This is a genomic window from Shinella sp. CPCC 101442, assembly GCF_024704725.1.
Taxonomy (GTDB): domain Bacteria; phylum Pseudomonadota; class Alphaproteobacteria; order Rhizobiales; family Rhizobiaceae; genus Shinella.
In genome coordinates this window covers 88,592-109,639 of record NZ_JALIQS010000010.1, presented here as the reverse complement: position 1 = coordinate 109,639, position 21,048 = coordinate 88,592, and the positions used below count along the sequence as shown (strand labels likewise).

Here is a 21,048-nt window from a genome sequence, read left to right as displayed (position 1 = left end):
GATAAGACATCCAAGAGATAAAGAACCGATGAAAAGCCACGTCCTGACCGTATCCTGCCAATCAACCCGCGGCATCGTCGCCGCGATCACCGGCTACCTCGCCGAAAAGGGGTGTTACATCTCGGATTCGTCGCAGTTCGACGATCTCGAAACCGGCCTGTTCTTCATGCGTCTCACCTTTCTCAGCCAGGAAGGCGTATCGGAGGAGGACATCAAGGTCGGCTTCGCCCCGGTCGCGAAAAGTTTGCCATGACCCACCGCTTCAACGACAGCGATGAGCGCATGAAGGTGCTGCTGATGGTGTCGCGCTTCGGTCATTGCCTGAACGACCTGCTCTACCGCTGGAAGATCGGCGCGCTGCCGATCGACATCGTCGGCGTCGTGTCGAACCACTTCGACTACCAGAAGGTCATCGTCAACCACGACATCCCCTTCCACCACATCAAGGTGACGAAGGAGAACAAGCCGCAGGCCGAAGCGCGCCTGATGGAGGTGGTGGAACAGTCCGGCGCCGAACTGATCGTGCTCGCCCGCTACATGCAGGTTCTGTCGGATGCGGTGTGCAAGAAGATGTCGGGGCGGATCATCAACATCCACCACTCGTTCCTGCCGTCGTTCAAGGGGGCCAACCCGTACAAGCAGGCGTTCGAGCGCGGCGTGAAGCTGATCGGGGCGACGGCGCACTATGTGACGGAGGACCTCGACGAGGGTCCGATCATCGAGCAGGACGTTGCGCGCATCACGCATGCGCAATCGGCGGAGGACTATGTATCGATCGGCCGGGACGTGGAGAGCCAGGTTCTGGCGCGCGCCGTGCATGCCCACATCCACCACCGCACCTTCATGAACGGCAACAAGACGATCGTCTTCCCGCCGAGCCCGGGCTCGTATGCTTCCGAGCGCATGGGGTGAGTTATGATGGCGACTGCGGTTTTAGAAAAGGCGCCGGTTTCAAGCCCCGACTTGTAGTCCTCATCGCCGGCACGGACCCGGCGGGCAATACCAATGTCTCAGCGAAAAGCCGCATGGCCAGGAATGCGGTTTCAACTCCACACAGCACAGGCTGAACGCACAAGGCGCCCCGCAGGGCGCCTTTTCAGTTTCCATCATGGCCGAGCCGCCAAGCTCGTCTATTTCCGGATGACCGATGAGAGCGCAAAGGCCGTGAGCGTATCGCGCACGCCGGGCATTTCGGCGATCTGCTGCCATATCTGGCGAATACGGTCGGCTTCGGAGGATTCGACGCGCACCAGAAGGTCGAAATCTCCCGTCATCACGTCGCACGCAACCACTTCCGGGATTTTTCGCAGCGCCTGAATGACGTCGCTGCCGCGCATACGGTCATGCCGATAGACGAACATCAAAGCCACGGTGACGTGCTGCTTGCTGCCGCCTTCGCCGGTAACGATCGTATAGCCCTTGATAAAGCCTTCTCGCTCCAAGCGCTCGATGCGAACGCGGACTGCATTTCTCGACAGGTTGACCTTCGCGGAAAGCTCGGCATGCGAAATGCGCGCATTGGATTTCAGTTCGCTGAGTATCTGTTCGTCGGTTCGGTCAAGAAGATATTTCATGGATGGGGTTTAGCTGCCAATCAGTCGAGAATGTCGGGGGTCACTGACGAAAACGTAAGCATGGCGATTGTCGGCAGGCAAGCCTTCTCCGCCCTGTTTGCATAGCGCCGGGCGGCGGACGCCATCACAAAACCGGGAAGCGCTGCCCTTTCGGCACCCGTCAACGCCCTGACGCTCTGATATCCTTTCAGCATCGATCGCGCTTTGGTCCGATCCAGTTCGCCATTGGCGCGGATCGTCCAGTCGACGAGAGCCTCGGCAATTTCCGAAACCAGCGCATCGTCGTGGCGGAGGCGAAAATTGATAACGCCGCTCACCATGTCACCAACGAAGAAAACGTTCGACGGGACGAGTGCGCCGTGAACCGCGCCGGTGGGCAAGATGTCTGGTCGTCCGTGAAGGCCTCTCCGGAGCACCGTGTGGATCTGGGCCATGACACGCCCCAGGCTCTCGCACTTTGCCGCAGTGGGATCGCCGGTCGACGAGCCGCTTACGAAACTGACAACCGCTACAAGGCGTCCCGCAGCCTTGAAGGTAGCCTGCCCCTCTATTGTTCGTACAGGCCTCGGGCAGGGAACACCCCTGTCCTGGAGCAACTCCATGGTCTTGAACGCACGTTCGAGATCCAATGGCTCGGCGCCGTTTTCAAACAGGGTGACGATGAACTCGCCTTGTCCGGTGCGGAAAAGATAGGTCGTTTCCGTATCGCCGTCGGCAATACCGATGACGGACGACAACGAATGCATCTCGTAGGCGGCCGCGATGGCATCACGATCTTCATCGTGCAGTTCGGTGAAAACAGCCACGCCGTTTCCCTTTCTTGCGGAAGGTTGCGAGATGCCCTTGAACAGCTACCGTCGCGGATCTCGGCCGCCGGCCGGTAAACTCATCGCGCCGTGGGAGAGGAATGGAAGACACCCACGGCGCGCAGCGGACTTTGCAGGCCCGACACGATGACGATCCAAGCGCACCCGATCTCCCCGCTCAGGCGAGAATGCCGGCATGCTGCATGGCACGGTCGATTTCGCCCTGAACCTCAGGGCTTACCGAAACGAGCGGCAATCGCAGGTCACCTTGAATACGGCCGAGCCGCTGCAAGGCATATTTCGGCCCCGCCGGATTGGTTTCCAGAAACAGGGCGCGGTGCAGCGGCATGAGCCTGTCCTGCAGCTCGAGCGCAGTGCCGAAATCGCGCTCAAGGCACGCACGCTGGAAATCGGCGCAAAGCTTCGGAGCCACGTTGGCGGTAACCGAAATACAGCCGTGGCCGCCATGCGCCATGTAGCCCAGTGCCGTGCCGTCCTCGCCGGTCAACAGATTGAAAGCCTTGCCGCAGGCCATGCGTTCCAGCGATGGGCGGAGCAGATTGCCGGTTGCATCCTTGACGCCGACGACATGCTTGCAGTCCCGGTAGATACGCGCGAGCGTTTCGACCTGGATGTCGATGACGCTTCGGCCGGGAATATTGTAGACGATGATCGGAAGGGAGGCCGCGGCGTCGATCGCCTTGAAGTGCTGATAGATGCCCTCTTGCGTCGGCTTGTTGTAATAAGGTGCGACGATCAGCAGGCCGTCGGCACCAGCACTTTGCGCATGGCGCACGAAGTCAATGGCCTCGTCCGTGCTGTTGGAGCCTGCACCCGCAATCACCGGAATACGCCCCTTTGCCGCCTCTACAGTGATTTCGATAACCTGCTTGTGCTCGGCATGGGTGAGGGTAGGGCTTTCACCCGTGGTTCCGCAGGCGACGAGACCTGTGGAACCCTCTTCTATCTGCCAGTCGATGATCGCGCGTAATGCCGCTTCGTCAACGCCGCCATTTGCGAATGGTGTCACCAGAGCGGTGATCGAACCCTTGAACATTCATTTCTCCTGACGACGCGGGACCGTTATCGCGTGCGGTTGATGCAGACGACCTTCGGCTGGGTCATGTCTTCATAGGCAAAGCGAATGCCTTCGCGGCCCATGCTGCCGTATTTGAAACCGCCGAAGGGCATCGCGTCGAACCGGTAATCCGAGGAATCGTTGATCATGACGCCGCCCGCATCGATCCTGCCGGCCGCTTGGAGCGCATCGCTGAGATCGTTCGTAAATATTCCGGCATGCAGACTGTAGTCCGGGCTGTTCGCCAGCGTAATGGCATCATCCAGCGTATCGAAAGGCTGCAGCATCACGATGGGCGCGAACACTTCGTCGTTCCATGCGTCGCAGGAGGTCGGGACACCTTCGAGTACGGTCGGCGGGTAGAGGCTCCGGTCAGGTGTATGGCCGTAGAGGAGCGTAGCGCCCGCGGCAATCGCCCTTTCCACCATGGCTACGGCGCGCAGAACGGCGCGGTCCGATATCATCGGGCCGACATCGGTATCCCCATCAAGGGGATTGCCAGTCTTCAGTGCTTTCGTTGCGGTAACGAACGCCGTCTTGAAGCGTTGGTAGACCGAACGCTGGACGAGAATGCGCTGGGTGCCGATGCAGTTCTGGCCCGCCGCCCAGTAGGCGCCCGAGACGCAGCCTTCGACAGCCGCATCGAAGTCGCAATTCGCCATCACGATCACCGGGGCATTGCCGCCGAGATCCATGGCCAGCTTCTTCAGCCCGGCGCCTTTTGCGATGGCTTCGCCGGTGGCAAAGCCGCCCGTGAAGGAAACCATCCGAATGTCGCGCGCCGCGACGATCGCCTTGCCAAGATCGGCGCCGCCGATCGCAACGGTCACGACCTCTTCGGGCAGGCCGCTTTCGACCAGTGTTTCGACGAGCTTGATCGCCGAAAGCGGCGTCAGTTCGGAGGGCTTCAGAAGGACGGCATTGCCGCCGGCAATTGCCGGGCCGAGCTTGTGCGCGACGAGGTTGAGAGGATCGTTGTAAGGCGTGATGGCGGCGATGATGCCGAGCGGTTCGCGCGTATACCACCCCTGGCGAGCTTCCGAGCCGGCATAGGCGTCGAAAGGAATGATCTCGCCCGCATTGCGCTTGGCCTCCTCGGCGGAAAGCTTGAGCGTGTTGACACAACGGGTCGCTTCCTTGCGAGCCTGCACGATGGTCTTGCCCGCTTCCTTGACGATGAGGAGCGCGAAATCTTCGAGTGCTGCGGCGATTTTGGCCGCGGCGACTTCAAGGATCGCGGATCGCTGGTGGCGCGGCAGCGCGCGAGCGATCTGTGCGCCACGCCGTGCGCGCTCCAGCAGCGGGCCTATTTCCGCCGCGCTCGTTTCAGGAACCGTTCCGATCGTCGAGCCGTCGAAGGGGTTGCTGACGATGATCGCCGCGCCAGCCGTTGTCGTGTTCAGCGCGACGAGCATCAAGCAGCATCCTTCACAGTGCCGGCCGGCCGGGAGGCGTGGATGGCGATGATATCGGAGAGAAGCGCATAGGCGGTTTCGATGCGGCCTGCACCGGGACCGACAACGGTCACGGGACCGAGCAGTTCCGTCTTGAACGACACCGCATTGGTTGCGCCGTTGACGCCAGCAAGCGGATGCTGAAGGCTCAGCCGGACCGGTGCGACGCTGCCCGAGACGCTGCCGTCCGCGTTGCGAACGGCGGAACCGATGAGCTTCCAACGAGCGTTGGCGCCCGAGGCTTCCTGGATATCAGCCGGCGAAAGATTGGAAATGCCCTGGCAGGTTACGTCATCCGGCGTGAGGTTTGCCCCCAGCAGTTCGTTTGCGAGGATCACGACCTTCAGGCACACGTCATGACCTTCGACGTCGGCGGTCGGATCGGCTTCGGCATAACCGAGCGCCTGTGCTTCCTTGACGGCCGACCCGAAGTCCAGGCCAGCCTCCATCTTGCCGAGCACAAAGTTGGACGTGCCGTTCAGGATGCCCTCGAAGCCGTTGACCTCGGAGCCGGCAAGGGTCCGTTCCGCCATGCGGATGACCGGCGTTCCGCTCATGACGGAGCCTTCGTATTCGAAGCGAACGCCGTTCGCCTCGGCAAGCTCCTTCAGCTCCCGGGCAGCAATTGCAACAGGGCCCTTGTTGGTCGTGACGACATGCTTGCCAGACGCGAGAGCCCACCGGCAATGAGATACAGCCGGCTCTCCGTCCCGCGGATTGGTGAAGGTCGCCTCGACCACGATGTCTGCCGGCGCGGACTTGATGACAGCTTCGTTGTCCGCTTCCGCGCTTCCGCCAGAAAGCTGGCCGAAGCCGCCCTTCTCGAAATTGGCTTCGACGAGCGTGCGCGCATCGAGACCGTTCGGGGACACGACCGAGCCGAGATGGAGATCGCTGACCGCCACGATGTTGAGGCCGAAGCCCAGCTCACGCTGCCAGAGCTGGTTCTTGGTGGCAATGAGTTCAGCCAGCGCGCGATTGACGCCGCCGAATCCGACAAGGGCGATATTGTAGACGGTCATGAGGGTTCTCCGAGGAAGTCTGTGGCCTATACTGGAACGCAGACTGCTCATTCGGAACGGCGCAATCAGACCAAGGAGGGGAGCATTTCGCTCAATCTACCGTCGACCTGACCACGCGGCCGTCATCAAAAGCGGGCGGCAGGAACGGGTCCCTATGTGTCCCGCCTCGTTTTTTCCGCAATCTCGCGAAACGGTGTTTTCCGCAGAAAAAATCACGCTGCAAAACTGCCTCGTCCAGCGGGGATGACACTACGTGTCAACGCGGCAAGGGGCTGAAGCGGCGCACCCGAACCCTGCCCGAACCATGCTGGACGAGCCCTCCATAATCGTCTAACTGCAAGGAAGTAGCCGCCGCGAAATCGCGTGCGACCTGTCTATTTTAGCAGAAGAAAGTCCCATGAACGCCATCCCTGCTGAAGCACAACCTTTGCTGCGTGTAGAAAATCTCACGATACGCCTGCCGGCCGGATTTGACCGGCCGTACGCCGTTCAGAATATAAATTTTGAGCTCAATTCCGGCGACGTATTGTGCATGATCGGGGAGTCGGGCTCAGGCAAATCTGTCACGTCCAACGCAATCATGGGCTTGCTGGCGCCCTCTATTCGTATCGAGGCGGGAAGCATCAAGCTCAAGGGCACCGAGCTTATCGGCCAGTCCGAAAGCAACTTCCGCGATATGCGCGGCCGTATCGTCTCGATGGTCTTCCAGGACCCGCTGTCTTCGCTGAACCCGTTGATGACGATTGGCGACCAGATCCGCGAAGTCTTTGACAGCCATAACGTTCTTGCTCCGAGCGAGCGTCAGGCGCGGGTCGTTCAGCTGCTCGAGGAAGTCGGCATTCCCGATCCCGAAAGGACCCAGCACCAGTATCCTTTCCGCCTATCGGGCGGGCAGCGCCAGCGCGTCATGATTGCAATGGCGCTCGCGCTGGATCCGGACGTTCTGATTGCCGACGAGCCGACCACGGCACTTGACGTCACGACCCAGGCTCAAATCCTGCGCCTCATCCGCGAGGTGCAGCAGCGCAAGAATATCGGCGTCATCTTCGTCACGCACGACGTCGGTGTGGTGGCGGAAACCGCAACGCACGTGATCGTGCTCGAGAAGGGGCAACAGGTGGAGCAGGGGACGCCGGACGACGTTCTCAATCGGCCTGCCCATCCCTATACGCAACGTCTGATTGCTTCAGTTCCTCAGCTTCGGACGGACCAGGCACCGTTGAGCGAAACGCAAGCGCCCATCATCGTTGCCCGTAACGTTTCGAAGACCTACACGGTTGCAGCGACCAGCCTTTTTGCGAAAAAGCGGGTTCAACAAGCCGTGAACGCGGTCTCCTTCGAACTCGGGCGGGGAGAGACGCTCGGTGTGGTCGGCGAAAGCGGCTCCGGGAAATCCACCCTCGGTCGCCTGGTCATGAAGTTGATCGAAGCCGATAGCGGCGAGATCATTTTCGACGGGCAGGATGTACGCGCTTTGTCGGAGAAGGAATTCCGCCCGATGCGCTCGCGCATTCAGATGGTGTTCCAGGATCCGCATTCCTCTCTCAACCCGCGCCACACGATCGGAACCTCGCTGACCGTCGGCCCGATGGCCCACGGCATGCCGGAAGCCACGGCGAACGAAAAGGCCCGTGCCCTGCTTGACCGCGTCGGATTGCAGCCGTCGTCATTCGATCGCTACCCGCATGAATTCTCGGGCGGCCAGCGGCAACGCGTCGGCATCGCGCGCGCCCTGATGTTCGACCCCCAGGTCATCATCGCCGACGAGGCGGTCTCCGCACTGGACGTGTCGATCCAGGCGCAGGTTCTGGAGCTGCTTGGCAGTATCAAGAGGGAAAAGAACCTCTCGCTGATCTTCATCACGCACGACCTGCTCGTCGCCAGCCAGATCTGCGACAGAATCCTCGTGATGCGCCGTGGTTCGGTCGTCGAAGTCGGCGCCCCGAAGCAGATATTCTTCGAGCCGCAACACGACTACACACGCCAACTCGTAAGCGCGATTCCCGGCATCTCACGCCATCTCGGTGCAGCGGCGTGAATTGTGGAGAGGGCCTGCCGCATTCGCGCGATGTGGCAGGGAAGGCAAGGTCTCACGGCTGAAGACTTTGTCCCGTGGCTGTCGCACCATATCTTCCGCTGAAGGGCTGTCTGCAAGGCGCCGCCCAGTTTGGTGCGCCATCACGTCGACCGGCGCCGCGGGCGGTCGTCCGGTTGAGTTCTTGGCATGCCGCACTTGAAGAGTGCTATGCAGTCATAGTCACATAAGCTCTATTATGGAACTCATCTCTGCAGTCGTTTGTTCCGATCAGCATTCTATCGATTGATCACGCTCGACGTGAACTAAGCGGCATATCTAACATCCCGACGGCGAAGGCCACCGCGCCATTAACGCGGATATTGCCAATTTTTCCGGCATACGTGATCTGGCGGCACATTCTCGGCGTAGCGCCGCTCCAAATCTGACCGAAATGAGAGAAGTCTGAACCGCTGCGCGAATCAATACGCGCCTTTGCGGCAGGCTTTTTGCGGCTCCATGTCCGCATTCTCGTCTGCATGAAATACGGTCAAGAATTTGCAAACGAATTCAACCTCCGGACTTTAACTCAAAGTTGATTAAATAGTATTTTTCAATTGTGCCAGACGACACGCCGCTACCAAATAAGGCGGAAACAAAATTTCACACGTCGAATAGAATTTCATGGAAAACGGGGCCAAATAGGGCCACATTAAGGCATAGTTATAATGCCTTCTAGTACTATTTCGCTACATTGCCTTTCAAAACAAGCCAGACTACCTTCCCGGCCTCAGCGCTGACCTACCTATAAAGTAGTATCCAACCCGCCAGATCACTAAGCCATTCGCGTGAATGACGGTCGTTGGGAGAAAGGTGACAAGACCATGAAAAGCACAATTCGCGAGGTATCGACCTCCAAGCTTCTGGAGGACACATCGCTCGTTCATAGCGAGCTCGACTCCTTCCTCGATTTCAGCGCTTATGTTGGGAACACCCGAGCACAAGACAGCTTCCAATTCCGTGACCGTGGAAATCTCATCGACGATGAGATCAGCGGCACATTCAGCCAAAAGCTGAAAGCGCATCTCTCAGATACGCACGCTGAAAAGCAGAACCATCGTGTCGACGGTGTTTCATCGTCCGATGACGCAACATCTCTCAAGGTTGCCTCGGCAATGTCGTCGACCGACGTCGAGACGAAACAGGAGGCCGCCACTCCCTCCGCCATCAATAAGACCACCACCAGCGTATCCCTTGCGGCAACGAGCAGCCAAGCTGCAGCCGCGGCTTCGGGCTACCCGGACGCCAGCAACACTGGTGTTGCCAGCGGCACGACGATGACCAAGTACACGGGGTCCTATCACGTAACCCAGGACAATGCCGTCATCAGCAACCTCGAAGTCCATGGCGATATCGTCATCGAGGCCAAGAACGTCACTCTGAAAAACGTCAAGCTGGTCTCCAATACCGAGTGGCACGCGCTGCGCGTGATGGACGATGCGACCGGCTTCACCCTGCAGGACAGCGAAATCGATGGCAGCGGCATTACCGTCAACGCCATCTATGGCTTCGGCACGTTCCTGCGTAACAACCTTCATGATGTCGACAACGGCATCAATGTCATCGCGCCCACGCTGATCAAGGACAACTACATCCACAATCTGCGCGGTGGTAGCGATGCCCACTACGATGGCATCGAGATCAATGGTGGCCACGACATCGATATCATTCACAACACAATCATCAATGACCACGACCAGACGTCGGCAATCATGATGAACAATGATTTCGGAGGCCTCTCCAACATCACTATCGAAGGCAACCGTCTGGTCGGTGGTGGATACACTGTTTATCTCGATGACCGTTTCAACGGCGGCACTGTCGTCGACAGTTCGATCAAGATCACCAACAACCAGATCGGCGGTGGTCATTGGGGCGATTTCGCACTTTATGACAACAAGCCCGTCCTCTCGGGCAACACCGATCTCGACACGCCGGTGAACCCAGGCGGAACTGTCCATACGGGAACGCAGGGCAACGATACGCTCCCCGTCAGCGGCGCGAGCAATGCTGGAAACGAGACCTACAAGGGCCTCGGCGGCAACGATCTGCTGAAGGGCGGCGCGGGCGCAGACGCACTGGACGGTGGCGCTGGTACGGACACGGTCACCTATACGGGCTCGACGGCCGTGAAGATCAATCTCCAGACGGGAGCTGCCTCCGGTGGTCATGCGACCGGTGACAAATTCACCAGCATTGAAAACCTGACCGGCTCCAGCTACGCCGACACTCTGACCGGCAACTCCGCCAACAATGTTCTGAACGGCGGCGCCGGAGCGGACAAGTTGGCCGGCGGTGCTGGCAACGACACCTATATCGTCGACAACACCGGCGATGTCGTTACGGAAGGCAGTTCGGCGGGAACCGATACCGTCAAGGCATCCGTCAGTTACACGCTGGCGAGCAATGTCGAGAACCTGATCCTGACCGGAACCGCTGCCATCAACGGCACCGGCAACTCCGCCGCCAACAGCCTGACCGGCAATGCCGGCAACAATGTTCTGAACGGCGGCGCCGGGGCGGACAAGATGGCCGGCGGCGCGGGCAACGACACTTACATCGTCGGCAATGCCGGGGATGTCGTCACCGAAGGCAGCAATGCCGGAACGGACACCGTCAAGGCATCTGTCAGCTACACGCTCGCAACCAATGTCGAAAGACTGATCCTGACCGGAACCGCTGCCATCAACGGCACCGGCAATTCTGCCGCCAACAGCCTGACCGGCAACGCCGCCAACAACACCCTCAACGGCGGCGCCGGGGCGGACAAGATGGCCGGCGGCGCGGGCAACGACACCTACATCGTCGGCAATGCCGGGGATGTCGTCACCGAAGGCAGCAATGCCGGAACGGACACCGTCAAGGCATCGGTCAGCTACACGCTCGCAACCAATGTCGAAAGACTGATCCTGACCGGAACCAGTGCCATCAATGGGACGGGCAACTCCGGCAACAATACCCTGACAGGCAATGCCGGCAACAACAGCCTGAAGGGTGGCAGCGGCAACGACATCCTTATCGGGGGTGCTGGCAACGACACGTTGGAAGGCCACGCCGGTTCCGACACGCTGACCGGCGGAGCGGGCGTCGACAAATTCGTCTTCCGTCAGAGCCAGGTCAAGACCGCCGGCGCAGACCACATCTCTGACTTCACGTCTTCCGACGTTCTTGTCTTCGATGTGAGTTCAGGGCCGACGGGCAGCCTCGCAACCAGCGCTTTCCGCCTTGGCACTGCCGCTCTCGATAGCAACGACCGCTTCATCTATGACACGAAGGCCGATGCCCTCTATTACGACAGCGATGGCAACGGCGCCGCGACGAAGGTCCTGGTTGCCACTTTCGATAATGGATACAATCTTTCAGCGAGCGACTTCCTGCTCATCTGACGGTATCATGACCATGGGCGGCTATGCCGCCCATGATTTTCCATCATCGCGGTTTGGAATTGTCACGGCATTTAGCGCGGCATGGAAAGCGCACAGATTGAGACTTCGCGCATAAATCGACCCAGCGTCATTTCTCCTGGATCGCACTCAACAGCTGATGATATTTGGCCGCCGCTTCCGTACGGTTGTGCACGCCGAGCTTGCTGATGATATTGTGCAGGTGAACCTTCACGGTATTTTCAGACAGGTTGAACTCTACTGCGATCAGCTTGTTTTGCATTCCCTGGGCTGCTTTCTCCAGGATTTCCATCTCGCGAGGCGTAAGCTTGATGGGGGTATCGGCCTCCGTGTAGAAGGCCTGCCCTCCCCCCGCAGCGTGATGACGCCCCATCTTGGGGCCTGATGGCGAAACCGGAAAATACTCGCCGCCCGAAAGCAGAAGCCGCACGACCGCAAGCCAGATATTGAGCGCGAGGTCCATCGGGAGAAGGCTGAGATAGACGCTTTGCCCGCGGCCGGCCTTCGACAGCTTTCCGGTCTCCGACATTGTCGGATGCGTAAGCGCGATCTGCGCGTCAGGATGCAGGCGACGCAATAGGAACGCCGCCGCCTCTGTGGCAGGGCGAAGAGCGGAATCGATAAGGATCAATCCGACAGGATTGGCGAAGGTCTTGCAGGCCGCCTCGACGCTCGGCAAATGCAAGATGACTGTTTGAGGAAACTCTGCCGGAAAGGCCGCCAGCCGCTCGTAGGTATGCTCGGAAGGCCCCACTATCAGGATCGTGCGCACCACATCCGTTCGAAAGGGCGTCGCCGAAAACGCATCGCTGTTGCTCCGTCGCTCCGGCGCCATGCCGACCTCCTCGCTCCCCACACGAAAACGGCTGCCATCAAAGGCGCCCGCACTGTATCTCCCACGCATTGTCTCCGCGATAACTTCCTATGGGTTATCCCGCAGCAGCTGGCGCTTCCTCCTGATCGAACAAGCCTGCTACTCCCGCTCCGAAAGGATTACGCGGCGTACAATTGGAAGGCCGGCCTTGCCATCGGTCAGCATAAGCGGCGTGGCTTACTTCCAATTGATGATGCCGCTCAACGACTGATCGACTACAGAAAACCCCTTCCCATCAGCAGAATGAAAAGGAGACCAATCACGACGGGCGCCACACGCCCATCGATCTTCGACAGGCGAGTTCCATGGTCATGTTTCGGATTTTACACGATCAGCAGCGACCACTGAAGACCATTTTCACCGCAACCATGCTGACTGCTCTGTGCTGGTCGCCCGCTTTCGCGGGCGCGCCGCGCATCTGGCCCAATACGAGCATTCGCTTGAGCATCGTCCAGTGGATGCCGACGAAGGGACTTTATGAAAAATGGGACGCCCTGAGCGGAGAGTTCGTGGTGGCGCAGGACGGGACATTGTCGCTGCCCGTGATCGGGCGAATTCCGGTCGGGAGCCTGGACGAAGCCGATCTCGCCGCCAGGATTGCCGAGGAACTCAAGGATAAGATCGGGCTGGTGCGTGTCCCCGAGGCGACGGTCGCCGTCGTCAAATACCCGCCGATCTACGTCGTTGGAGACGTGAAGTTACCGGGCACCTATGAGTTCCGGCCGGGCCTGATGGCTTTGCAAGCCTTGGCCGTGGGAGGCGGCGAGAACAGTTCGGACGCGGACGGCTCGACCCTGCCCGACAGGGCGGAACTGGTCGCAAACCTCCTCGGGCTGGATAACTCGATCATGCGGACCCGGATCAAGATTGCACGCTTCCATGCCGAGCTGTCGGACGGGAAGGAACCCAAATTCGATCTGCCGGCCGGCATGGAGAGCCCGGAAGCCCGGGCAGTCTATGAACAGGAGAAGGCAGTCATGACGGCGCGGTCCAATCTCTTGGAGAGGCAGGCGAATTCCTTCATGGAACTGCGGGATCTGCTTCGCGTCGAACTCGAGACGCTCGACAAGAAGGCCGACAGTGCCGATGCCGACATCAAATCCGTCGCGAAGGAGTTGAACCTTTTCAAAACGATGGTGGACAAGGGCATCGCACTTCCCGCCAGACAGGGCGACCTCGAGCGGATGCTTCGAAGCTACTCGGCCGCACGCCTCGACGTCTCCGCGGATGCGATGCGGGCAAAGCAGAACATCTCCGAAGCCTCGCGCAACCTCGAAGGGCTGTACGATCGACAACGCACCGAGGTGAATATCGAATTGCAGACGGAACAGGCGAACCTGGACCAGATGCTTCTCAAACGCGAGGTCGCTCAGAAACAGATGCTGAAAATCCTGTCGAAACAGGACAGAACGTTGGATACGGGCGATCCCACGATGCTCGTCTTTTCGATCGATCGTCTGGTCGATGGCCGGGCACAGGAAATAGCAGCCAGCAGCGATACCGTCCTGCAGCCCGGCGACGTACTTCGCGTTACCCGTCGCGCAAAGGCCACGACGCCGGAAACGCTTGCGCAGAACTCAAAGGCGGATGCGGTCGTCGGAACCAGCCAATGAGTGATCCCTGCGACGCCTCATCCAGCGAGCAGAGCACGCACGAGGAAATCCTGAAATCCACCCTTCTGGTCGGCGCGTCGTCCATCGTTGGTGTCGCCTTTTCGATCATCCGCAACAAGGCGGTCGCGCTGATGCTCGGGCCGGAGGGCATCGGCCTGATGGGGCTCTACAGCGCGCTTGCCGACATGGCCCAGAACCTCGCGGGCATGGGCGTGCAATCGAGCGGCGTGCGACAAATCGCCGAAGCTGCAGGCACGAACGACGACGAGACGATCGCGCGCACCGCTCTGGTGCTTTCGCGCACGGCGCTTGTGCTCGGAGCGGTCGGTGCCCTGCTTCTCCTCCTGCTGGCTGTTCCGCTCTCCGGCCTGACATTCGGCAAGCATCAGCAGGCGGGCGGGGTTGCCCTGCTGTCGCTTGCCGTTGCCCTGCGCATCGTGTCTGGAGGACAAATGGCACTGCTTCAGGGGCTGCGCCGGATTTCGGACCTCGCGATCGTCAATGTCGCAGCCGCCTTCGCCGGCACGGTGATCACCATTCCCCTGATCTATCTCTTCGGCTTGCGCGGCATCGTTCCGTCCCTGATCGCCGTTGCTGTTGTGACCGGCCTCGCGTCATGGCATTTTCGCAGGCGGGTCCAGCTGCCTTCGATCGGGATTCCGCCGCCGCTGTTCGGACAGGAGAGCAGGCGCCTCCTCAAGCTCGGGCTGGTGTTCATGGCAAGCGGGCTGCTGACATTCGGCGCGGCCTATGCAAATCGCCTCATCGTCCTGCACGCCGAGGGGATCGCGTCAGCCGGTTTCTACCAGGCGGCCTGGGCGATCGGGGGCCTCTATGCCGGCATCGTGTTGCAGGCCATGGGCACCGATTTCTATCCGCGCCTGACGGCCGTGAGCGGAAACAATGCCGAATGCAACCGCCTGGTAAATGAGCAGGTGCAAATGAGCCTGCTTCTTGCAGGCCCCGGCGTCGTCGCAACGCTGACCTTCGCCCCCTTCGTGCTGCATATCCTCTATTCCCATGCCTTCGATGGGGCGACGGACCTGCTTCGCTGGATATGCCTCGGCATGATGCTGCGCATCGTCGCCTGGCCGATGGGTTATATCGTGATCGCAAAGGAAGCGCAGGCGACGTTTTTCTGGACCGAGGTCGCCGCGACGGTAATCCATGTCGGCCTTGCCTTCATCCTCGTCCCGTATTTCGGCGCCGCTGGTGCGGGAATGGCCTTCCTCGGCCTCTATGTCTGGCACGGCGTCCTGATCTACGCCATCGTCCGGCGGATGAGCGGATTTCGCTGGTCGAGGGAGAATGCGGGAATCGCCCCGATCTTCATCCTTGCTTGCGCTCTGGTCTTTCTGGCGACACAGGCACTGTCGCTTTGGCAATCGACGGCCACGGGCTCAGCGGTGCTTCTGCTGACCGGCCTGTATTCCCTACGCAAGCTGGTACGGCTGGTTCCGCATTCGTCATTGCCCTCGCCGCTGAAAGTCTTGATCGCCCGGTTCGCGTGACGACACAGGCAGTTTACCGGGCAAAAGGGCTTTACAGGGCCGTTTCCAAAGCGCGTTCCATGCTCGTGGAAACCTTCGCCAGCGCATCGACGACGCGATGCACGTCCTCTTCGGAAAGCTGCGCGAAGAGCGGCAGGATGATGGAGTTTTCCTGGGCTGCCGCGCTGCGCTCCAGGCCGCCGGCCACGCGGTGCGTGTCGCCTCCGGCATAGCTTTGTTCAGCCGTAATGTTCATGACGCCGCGCCGCGTCGAGATGCCGTCGTCGAGCAGCGCCTGCATGATCGCGCGCTGATCGCCTCCGTCAGGGATGCGCGCACAGTAGCTCTGCCAGTTCGTACGTGCCCATGCGGGCTCCCGGGGTGCCGTGAATGCCGGCGCGCTCCGCGCGATCAACCCACTGTAGAGATCGGCGAGTTTTCGCCGGCGCGCGACGAGGCCCGGCAGCCGACGCAATTGCACCCGCCCGAGTGCTGCTTGCAAATCGGTCATCCGGTAATTGTATCCGAGTTCGGGATAGGTCTCGTAAATGACGGACTTCGATCCATGGCGCACGGTATCGGCAACACTCATGCTGTGCTGGCGCCAGAGTCGGAATTTGCGGTCGTACTCCGCATTGGCGGTGGTCAGCATGCCGCCATCACCGGTGGTGATGACCTTGCGGGGGTGGAAGGAGAAACAGGCTATGTCGCCATAGGGACGCCCGATCTTTTCCCATCGGCCCTGTCGCAAAATCTCGCTTCCCGATGCACAGGCCGCATCCTCGATGACCGGGATCGACCGCGGGCCGGCAATCGCCATCACCGCCGCAAGATCGCACGGCATGCCCAGTTGATGCACGACCAGCACGGCTTTCGTGCGCGGCGTCACCGCCGCCTCGATGCGGGAGGGATCGATGTTGAAACCATCCGCTTCGATGTCGACGAAGACGGGAGTCGCATCGCAATAGCGAATGGCGTTGGCCGTGGCGATGAAGGAATGGCTGACGGTAATCACTTCGTCGCCGCGCCCGACGCCGACCACCTTGAGCGCGAGATGCAGCGCCGTCGTGCAGTTGGAAACCGCAGTGGCGAAGGGCGCGCCGACATAGGCGGCGAACTCGCTTTCGAAAGCCGCCACTTCCGGGCCTTGCGTTATCCAGCCCGACAGGATGACCCGTCGGACGGCGTCCGCCTCCTCTTCATCGAGTTCGGGTTTGGCGACGGGAATCTGGGAGAGGGAGCCGCTCACGCCGCCTGCCCTCCCTGTACTCTCTCCTGGCGCCACCAGGAAACGAGATCGCGAAGGCCCGACTCCATATCCACCGCGGCCGAAAAACCGATGAGATCGCGCGCCTTGTCGGTCGATGCAAGACGGCGGGCAACGGCGTTGACCTTGCGGGCCGGCCCATATTCCGGCTTCAGTGTCGATCCCATGACCGACAGGAGCATTTCCGCCAGTTCGTTCAGGCTGGTTTCCGTGCCGCTGGCGACATTGAGGACTTCGTCCGTCACGGAAGACTTGGCGGCCAGGATATTGGCGCGGGCGATATCGTGGACGTGAACAAAATCCATCGTCTGCAGCCCGTCGCCGAGGATGATCGGCGGGAGGCCGGACTCGATGCGCTCCATCCACCGGATAAGCACCTCTGTATAGACGCCGTGCACGTCCATACGCGGGCCGTAGACGTTGAAGTAGCGCAGTGCGACGTAATTCAGGTCGTACATGTCCGCGAAGCTGCGAAGCAGCCCTTCGTTAAAGGCCTTGGCGGCACCGTAGATTGTGCGGTTGTTGTAGGGATGATGGTCTTCGGTCGTCGGAAAGCTTTCCGCCTGTCCCAGTACCGAGGCGGAGGACGCGGCCACGACCTTCGCAACGCCAAACTTCACCGCTGCTTCGAGGACGTCGAACGTCCCGCCCGCGAGAACGTCGAAGGCGAGCCGCGGCTCTTCGGCGCACTGGGTGATGCGGATCGCCGCCTGGTGAAAGACAACGTCGATCCCCTTGAATGTCCGCTCCAGCAAGGCACGGTCGCGAATATCGCCTTCGATGATCGTGACCGGTACGGAGCTTGCGGTCTGCATGAGGTTTTCGCGCCGCCCGCGTACAAAATTGTCGATAATTACGATCTCGCGCGGCCGTTCCGCGGCAAGCTGGTCGGCGATATGCGAGCCGATGAGGCCGGCGCCGCCGGTGATCAGTATCCTCTTGTCCTTCATGTCACACCTCGACGTTTTTTGCCCGAACCGGTGGATTCTCCCGCCATCGCAGGAACTGTGCCGGCACGCCTGCGACGATCGAATAGGGCTCAACATCGGAGACCACGACCGCGCCGGCGCCGACGATGGCGCCTCTGCCGACGGTCACGCCCGGCAGGATCGTGGCGTTCGTGCCGATGTCGGCCTCCGCCTCGATCCGCACCGGCCTGATCTCCAGATCCGTCCGGATGATCGGCACATCGACCGGCATGCCGCTATGGGTCGATCCGAGTATTTTTGCGCCAGGACCCCAGCCGACATCGTCGCCGATGACCACGTCGCGCGCGTCGATGAAGGCCTGCGGTCCGATCCAGACATTGTTGCCGATCCGGCAGGTTCCGTCGTAGCGGCCCTGGATGTTCGCCTGCGCCCCGATGAACACGCCGTCGCCGATCTCGAATGTTTCCGGATGCTTGAAGACCGCGTTTGCACCCACCTGCAGCCCAGTCCCACACCGACGCGACAGGGCCTGCACAATGGCCCGGCGCATCAGGGCGTCCACGAAACCGTCACCACTCGAAAACCGCCCGTAGAGCTCGATCAGGCCCGCCTGCCCATATGTGCTTTTCAGGTCTTCGGCGAGGCCTTGCTGATAGGCGGGATCGACGGGCTTGCCGCGCAGGCCGTGCACCGCCTTGACGATCCGCGGGGTATGGCGAGCCTCAAGCGACATAGGCGTCTTTCTCCACGGCGCGGACGACCTGCTCCACCTGATGGGCGGCCATTTCCGGGTAGATCGGCAGGGAGAGAACCTCCCGCGCAGCAGCTTCGGACACGGGAAAATCGCCCGGCGCGTAGCCGAGATCGGCGTGCGCCGGCTGAAGATGGACGGGGATGGGATAATGCAGGCCGGTCTGGACGCCTTCGGCGAGCAAGGCCCGTTGCAATCCGTCGCGGTCCCCGGTGCGGATCGCATAGATATGATAGACGTGGCGGCGCTGCGCATCGGCATAGGGCAGCCGGATATGACGCATGCCGCCGAGCAGCGCGGTGTAGCGCGCGGCATGGGCGCGCCGTGCTTCGGTCCAGGCTTCCAGATGGCGCAGCTTGACGCGCAGGATCGCGCCCTGAATGCCGTCCATGCGGTAATTGTAGCCCTTCAGGACATGGTGATAGCGCTGTTCCTGTCCCCAGTCGCGCAGCATGCGCAGGGTTTTCGCGTGCCGGTCGTCATCGGTGACGGCGATGCCGCCCTCGCCGCAGGCACCGAGATTCTTGCCCGGATAGAAGCTGAAGCATCCCGCCACGCCAAAACTGCCGGCCCTGCGCCCCCTGAATTCGGCGCCGTGCGCCTGGCAGGCATCTTCCACGACCGGCAGGCCATGGCGTGCGGCGACCGCCTGGATGGCATCCATGTTCGCCATCTGGCCATAGATGTGCACGGGCACGATCGCCTTCGTGCGCGGCGTGATGGCGGCCTCCAGCCTTTCGGGATCCATCGTCAGGGTGGACTGCTCGACATCGACGAAGACCGGCCTTGCGCCGGTATAGCAGATCGCCGACACGGTCGCGACGAAGGTGAACGGCACGGTGACGACCTCGTCCCCGGGGCCGCATCCGAGAGAGAGCAGGGTCAGATGGAGAGCGCTCGTTCCCGAATTGACGGCGATCGCATGCCGGACGCCGCAATATTCCGCGAATTCGCGTTCGAACTGCTCCACTTCGTCGCCGAGCACATATTGGGCCGATGCCAGCACCTTGAGCACCGCGGCATCGATCTCGGGCTTCAGGGATGCATATTGGGCTTTCAGGTCGAGGAGCGGGATCATGCGATCAGCCTCGCCTTCTCCAGTTCTATGACGCGGCCGCGCTGGGCGAGCGACTGGGTGGCGGCTTCGAGGATCCTCACCACGCGCAGGCCCGCATTGCCGTCAGCGATGGGCCTCGCACCCGTTTCGACACAGTGGAGGAATTCCCTGAGTTCCCGGCCGAGCGCCTCGGAAATGTCCAGCTGGGGGGCATGCATGTCGCCGGTGCGGTAGCCGACCAGCATCTGGTAGACCTTCTCGCCGTTCTTTTGCGGGTTGCCGTTCAGCGTTATCCCCTTGTCGTAGACCTTCACCTTTTCGCTGGGTTCAAGGTCGTCGTAAACGATCATCTTGTTGCTGCCGCCGATCAGGGTCCGTCGCACCTTCACCGGCGCCAGCCAGTTCACATGGACATGCGCGATCAGCTTGCTCTCGTAAAACATCGTCAGGTAGGCGATGTTTTCGGGTTCGCCCGGCACATGGCTCATGCCGGTCGCCGAAACGGCAACGGGCTTTTCGTCGAGCACGTAATCCATGATCGAGAGGTCATGTACGGCAAGATCCCAGACAACGCTGACATCGTGTTGGAAGAGGCCGAGGTTCACGCGCACAGAGTCGTAATAGTAGATTTCGCCGAGATCCCGTTCCGCAATCTCCCGCATCTTTCGCACCGCCCCCGTATGGACGAAGGTGTGGTCGACGGCGAGCACCAGGCCACGCCGGGCGGCCTCCTCCACCATGCGCCGGGCCTCCTCCGTGGTCGCCGCCATCGGCTTTTCCACGAAGACGTGCTTGCCGGCCATCAGGGCCATCATGGCGAGCCGGAAATGCGTGGAGACCGGCGTTGCGATCGCGATCGCGTCGATCCGCGGGTCCTGCAGCATCTCGTCGAAATCGGCGGTGATATCGACGGTCGGATAGCGGGCCTTCACCGGCGCGAGCCGCTCGGTCATCAGGTCGCAGACCGATACAAGCCTCGCATCCGTAATATCCGCCAGGTTCCGCACCAGATTCGGTCCCCAGTAGCCATAGCCGACAACCCCTACCCCGATCACGATACAGCCTCCATGATTGCAGCCTTGGAATGCTCATCCTTGACCCGGCCGATGATCCGCGCCGGCACGCCGGCAACGATTGTAAAGTCGGGAACGTCCTTGACCACGACGGCGCCCGCACCGATCTGCGCGCCTTCCCCGATCGTGACGCCAGGAAGGATTGTGGCATTGCTGCCTATGGAGGCCCGACGCCCTACGCGGGTCGTCAGCAATTGCCAGTCGCTGTCACATTGGAGGCTGCCGTCGGTGTTGACGGCGCGGGGATACATGTCGTTGGTGAACATGACCCCGTGTCCGACGAAGACGCCGTCCTCTATCGTCACGCCTTCACAGATGAAGCTGTGGCTGGAAATCTTGCAATGCCGCCCGATATGCGCGTTCTTCTGGATTTCGACGAATGTACCGATCCGGGAGCCCGCTCCGATGGTGCATCCGTAGAGGTTGACCAGATCGGGATGATGGATCACCACCCCCTCCTCCCTGATAACGTCGAGCGATATCATTCGAATACTCCGTAGCGTATTCCTGTTTAAAAACAGGTGTCGGGTCGTGCTTCAAACTGCTTTGAGGACATTTCCTTTTGCCGTTCGAGTAAAGGGA

Annotated in this window: 16 protein-coding genes and 1 pseudogene; 5 read left to right on the top strand and 12 right to left on the bottom strand. The window is 60.7% G+C overall.

All coding sequences use genetic code 11. From position 1 onward, the window contains the following. Positions 1-28: 28 nt before the first annotated feature. A pseudogene (gene purU, locus MUO32_RS25780) lies at positions 29-912 on the top strand (formyltetrahydrofolate deformylase). A gap of 218 nt (positions 913-1,130) precedes the next feature. Here the strand turns inward: purU and MUO32_RS25775 are convergent. From MUO32_RS25775 to MUO32_RS25755, 5 genes are all read right to left on the bottom strand, one after another. Then, positions 1,131-1,574, bottom strand: coding sequence for an Lrp/AsnC family transcriptional regulator (locus MUO32_RS25775; protein ID WP_257951237.1), 444 nt, complete (start codon positions 1,572-1,574; stop codon positions 1,131-1,133). A gap of 20 nt (positions 1,575-1,594) precedes the next feature. Then, positions 1,595-2,380 (bottom strand): homoserine kinase, encoded by a 786-nt coding sequence (locus MUO32_RS25770; protein WP_257951236.1) that lies wholly within the window; start codon positions 2,378-2,380, stop codon positions 1,595-1,597. Between the two features lie 178 nt (positions 2,381-2,558). After that, the gene (gene dapA, locus MUO32_RS25765; RefSeq protein ID WP_257951235.1) at positions 2,559-3,437 is read right to left on the bottom strand and encodes a 4-hydroxy-tetrahydrodipicolinate synthase; all 879 of its coding nucleotides are present in this window, start codon (positions 3,435-3,437) and stop codon (positions 2,559-2,561) included. A 26-nt stretch (positions 3,438-3,463) separates the two neighbouring features. Then, positions 3,464-4,873 (bottom strand): aldehyde dehydrogenase family protein, encoded by a 1,410-nt coding sequence (locus MUO32_RS25760; protein ID WP_257951234.1) that lies wholly within the window; start codon positions 4,871-4,873, stop codon positions 3,464-3,466. Next, positions 4,873-5,934 carry a homoserine dehydrogenase gene (locus MUO32_RS25755; RefSeq protein ID WP_257951233.1) on the bottom strand — a complete coding sequence of 354 codons (1,062 nt, stop codon included), beginning with the start codon at positions 5,932-5,934 and terminating at the stop codon, positions 4,873-4,875. The genes MUO32_RS25760 and MUO32_RS25755 overlap by 1 nt, the downstream gene beginning before the upstream one ends. Positions 5,935-6,331: 397 nt before the next feature. Between MUO32_RS25755 and MUO32_RS25750 the strand changes: the two genes are divergently transcribed. Then, positions 6,332-7,972 (top strand): ABC transporter ATP-binding protein, encoded by a 1,641-nt coding sequence (locus MUO32_RS25750; RefSeq protein ID WP_257951232.1) that lies wholly within the window; start codon positions 6,332-6,334, stop codon positions 7,970-7,972. 860 nt (positions 7,973-8,832) lie between these two features. Continuing rightward, positions 8,833-11,394: a calcium-binding protein gene (locus MUO32_RS25745; protein ID WP_257951231.1), complete on the top strand. Its 2,562-nt coding sequence runs from the start codon at positions 8,833-8,835 to the stop codon at positions 11,392-11,394. 127 nt (positions 11,395-11,521) lie between these two features. Here the strand turns inward: MUO32_RS25745 and MUO32_RS25740 are convergent, their stop codons facing one another. Further along, complete coding sequence (locus MUO32_RS25740; RefSeq protein WP_257951230.1) at positions 11,522-12,247, bottom strand: response regulator transcription factor; 726 nt, start codon at positions 12,245-12,247, stop codon at positions 11,522-11,524. A 344-nt stretch (positions 12,248-12,591) separates the two neighbouring features. Between MUO32_RS25740 and MUO32_RS25735 the strand changes: the two genes are divergently transcribed. Next, complete coding sequence (locus tag MUO32_RS25735; RefSeq protein ID WP_257951229.1) at positions 12,592-13,899, top strand: polysaccharide biosynthesis/export family protein; 1,308 nt, start codon at positions 12,592-12,594, stop codon at positions 13,897-13,899. Next, the gene (locus tag MUO32_RS25730; RefSeq protein ID WP_257951228.1) at positions 13,896-15,410 is read left to right on the top strand and encodes an O-antigen translocase; all 1,515 of its coding nucleotides are present in this window, start codon (positions 13,896-13,898) and stop codon (positions 15,408-15,410) included. Before MUO32_RS25735 ends, MUO32_RS25730 begins: the two co-directional genes overlap by 4 nt. 31 nt (positions 15,411-15,441) lie before the next feature. Here MUO32_RS25730 and MUO32_RS25725 read toward each other — a convergent pair whose 3' ends face one another. From MUO32_RS25725 to MUO32_RS25700, 6 genes are read right to left on the bottom strand one after another with little or no spacing between them, the layout of a single operon-like run. After that, positions 15,442-16,638 (bottom strand): DegT/DnrJ/EryC1/StrS aminotransferase family protein, encoded by a 1,197-nt coding sequence (locus tag MUO32_RS25725; protein ID WP_257951227.1) that lies wholly within the window; start codon positions 16,636-16,638, stop codon positions 15,442-15,444. Continuing rightward, entirely contained in the window at positions 16,635-17,606 is a 972-nt protein-coding gene (locus MUO32_RS25720) for an NAD-dependent epimerase/dehydratase family protein (protein WP_257951226.1), read from the bottom strand. Before MUO32_RS25720 ends, MUO32_RS25725 begins: the two co-directional genes overlap by 4 nt. A gap of 1 nt (position 17,607) precedes the next feature. Beyond that, on the bottom strand, positions 17,608-18,318 hold the full coding sequence (locus MUO32_RS25715) for a DapH/DapD/GlmU-related protein (RefSeq protein WP_257951225.1): 711 nt from the start codon (positions 18,316-18,318) through the stop codon (positions 17,608-17,610). Further along, positions 18,308-19,414 carry a DegT/DnrJ/EryC1/StrS aminotransferase family protein gene (locus MUO32_RS25710; RefSeq protein ID WP_257951224.1) on the bottom strand — a complete coding sequence of 369 codons (1,107 nt, stop codon included), beginning with the start codon at positions 19,412-19,414 and terminating at the stop codon, positions 18,308-18,310. The genes MUO32_RS25715 and MUO32_RS25710 overlap by 11 nt, the downstream gene beginning before the upstream one ends. Then, a complete protein-coding gene (locus MUO32_RS25705) occupies positions 19,411-20,448 on the bottom strand; it encodes a Gfo/Idh/MocA family protein (protein ID WP_257951223.1) in 1,038 nt (345 codons plus the stop codon). The genes MUO32_RS25710 and MUO32_RS25705 overlap by 4 nt, the downstream gene beginning before the upstream one ends. Further along, positions 20,445-20,951: an acyltransferase gene (locus MUO32_RS25700; protein ID WP_257951222.1), complete on the bottom strand. Its 507-nt coding sequence runs from the start codon at positions 20,949-20,951 to the stop codon at positions 20,445-20,447. The genes MUO32_RS25705 and MUO32_RS25700 overlap by 4 nt, the downstream gene beginning before the upstream one ends. Between the last annotated feature and the right edge of the window lie 97 nt (positions 20,952-21,048).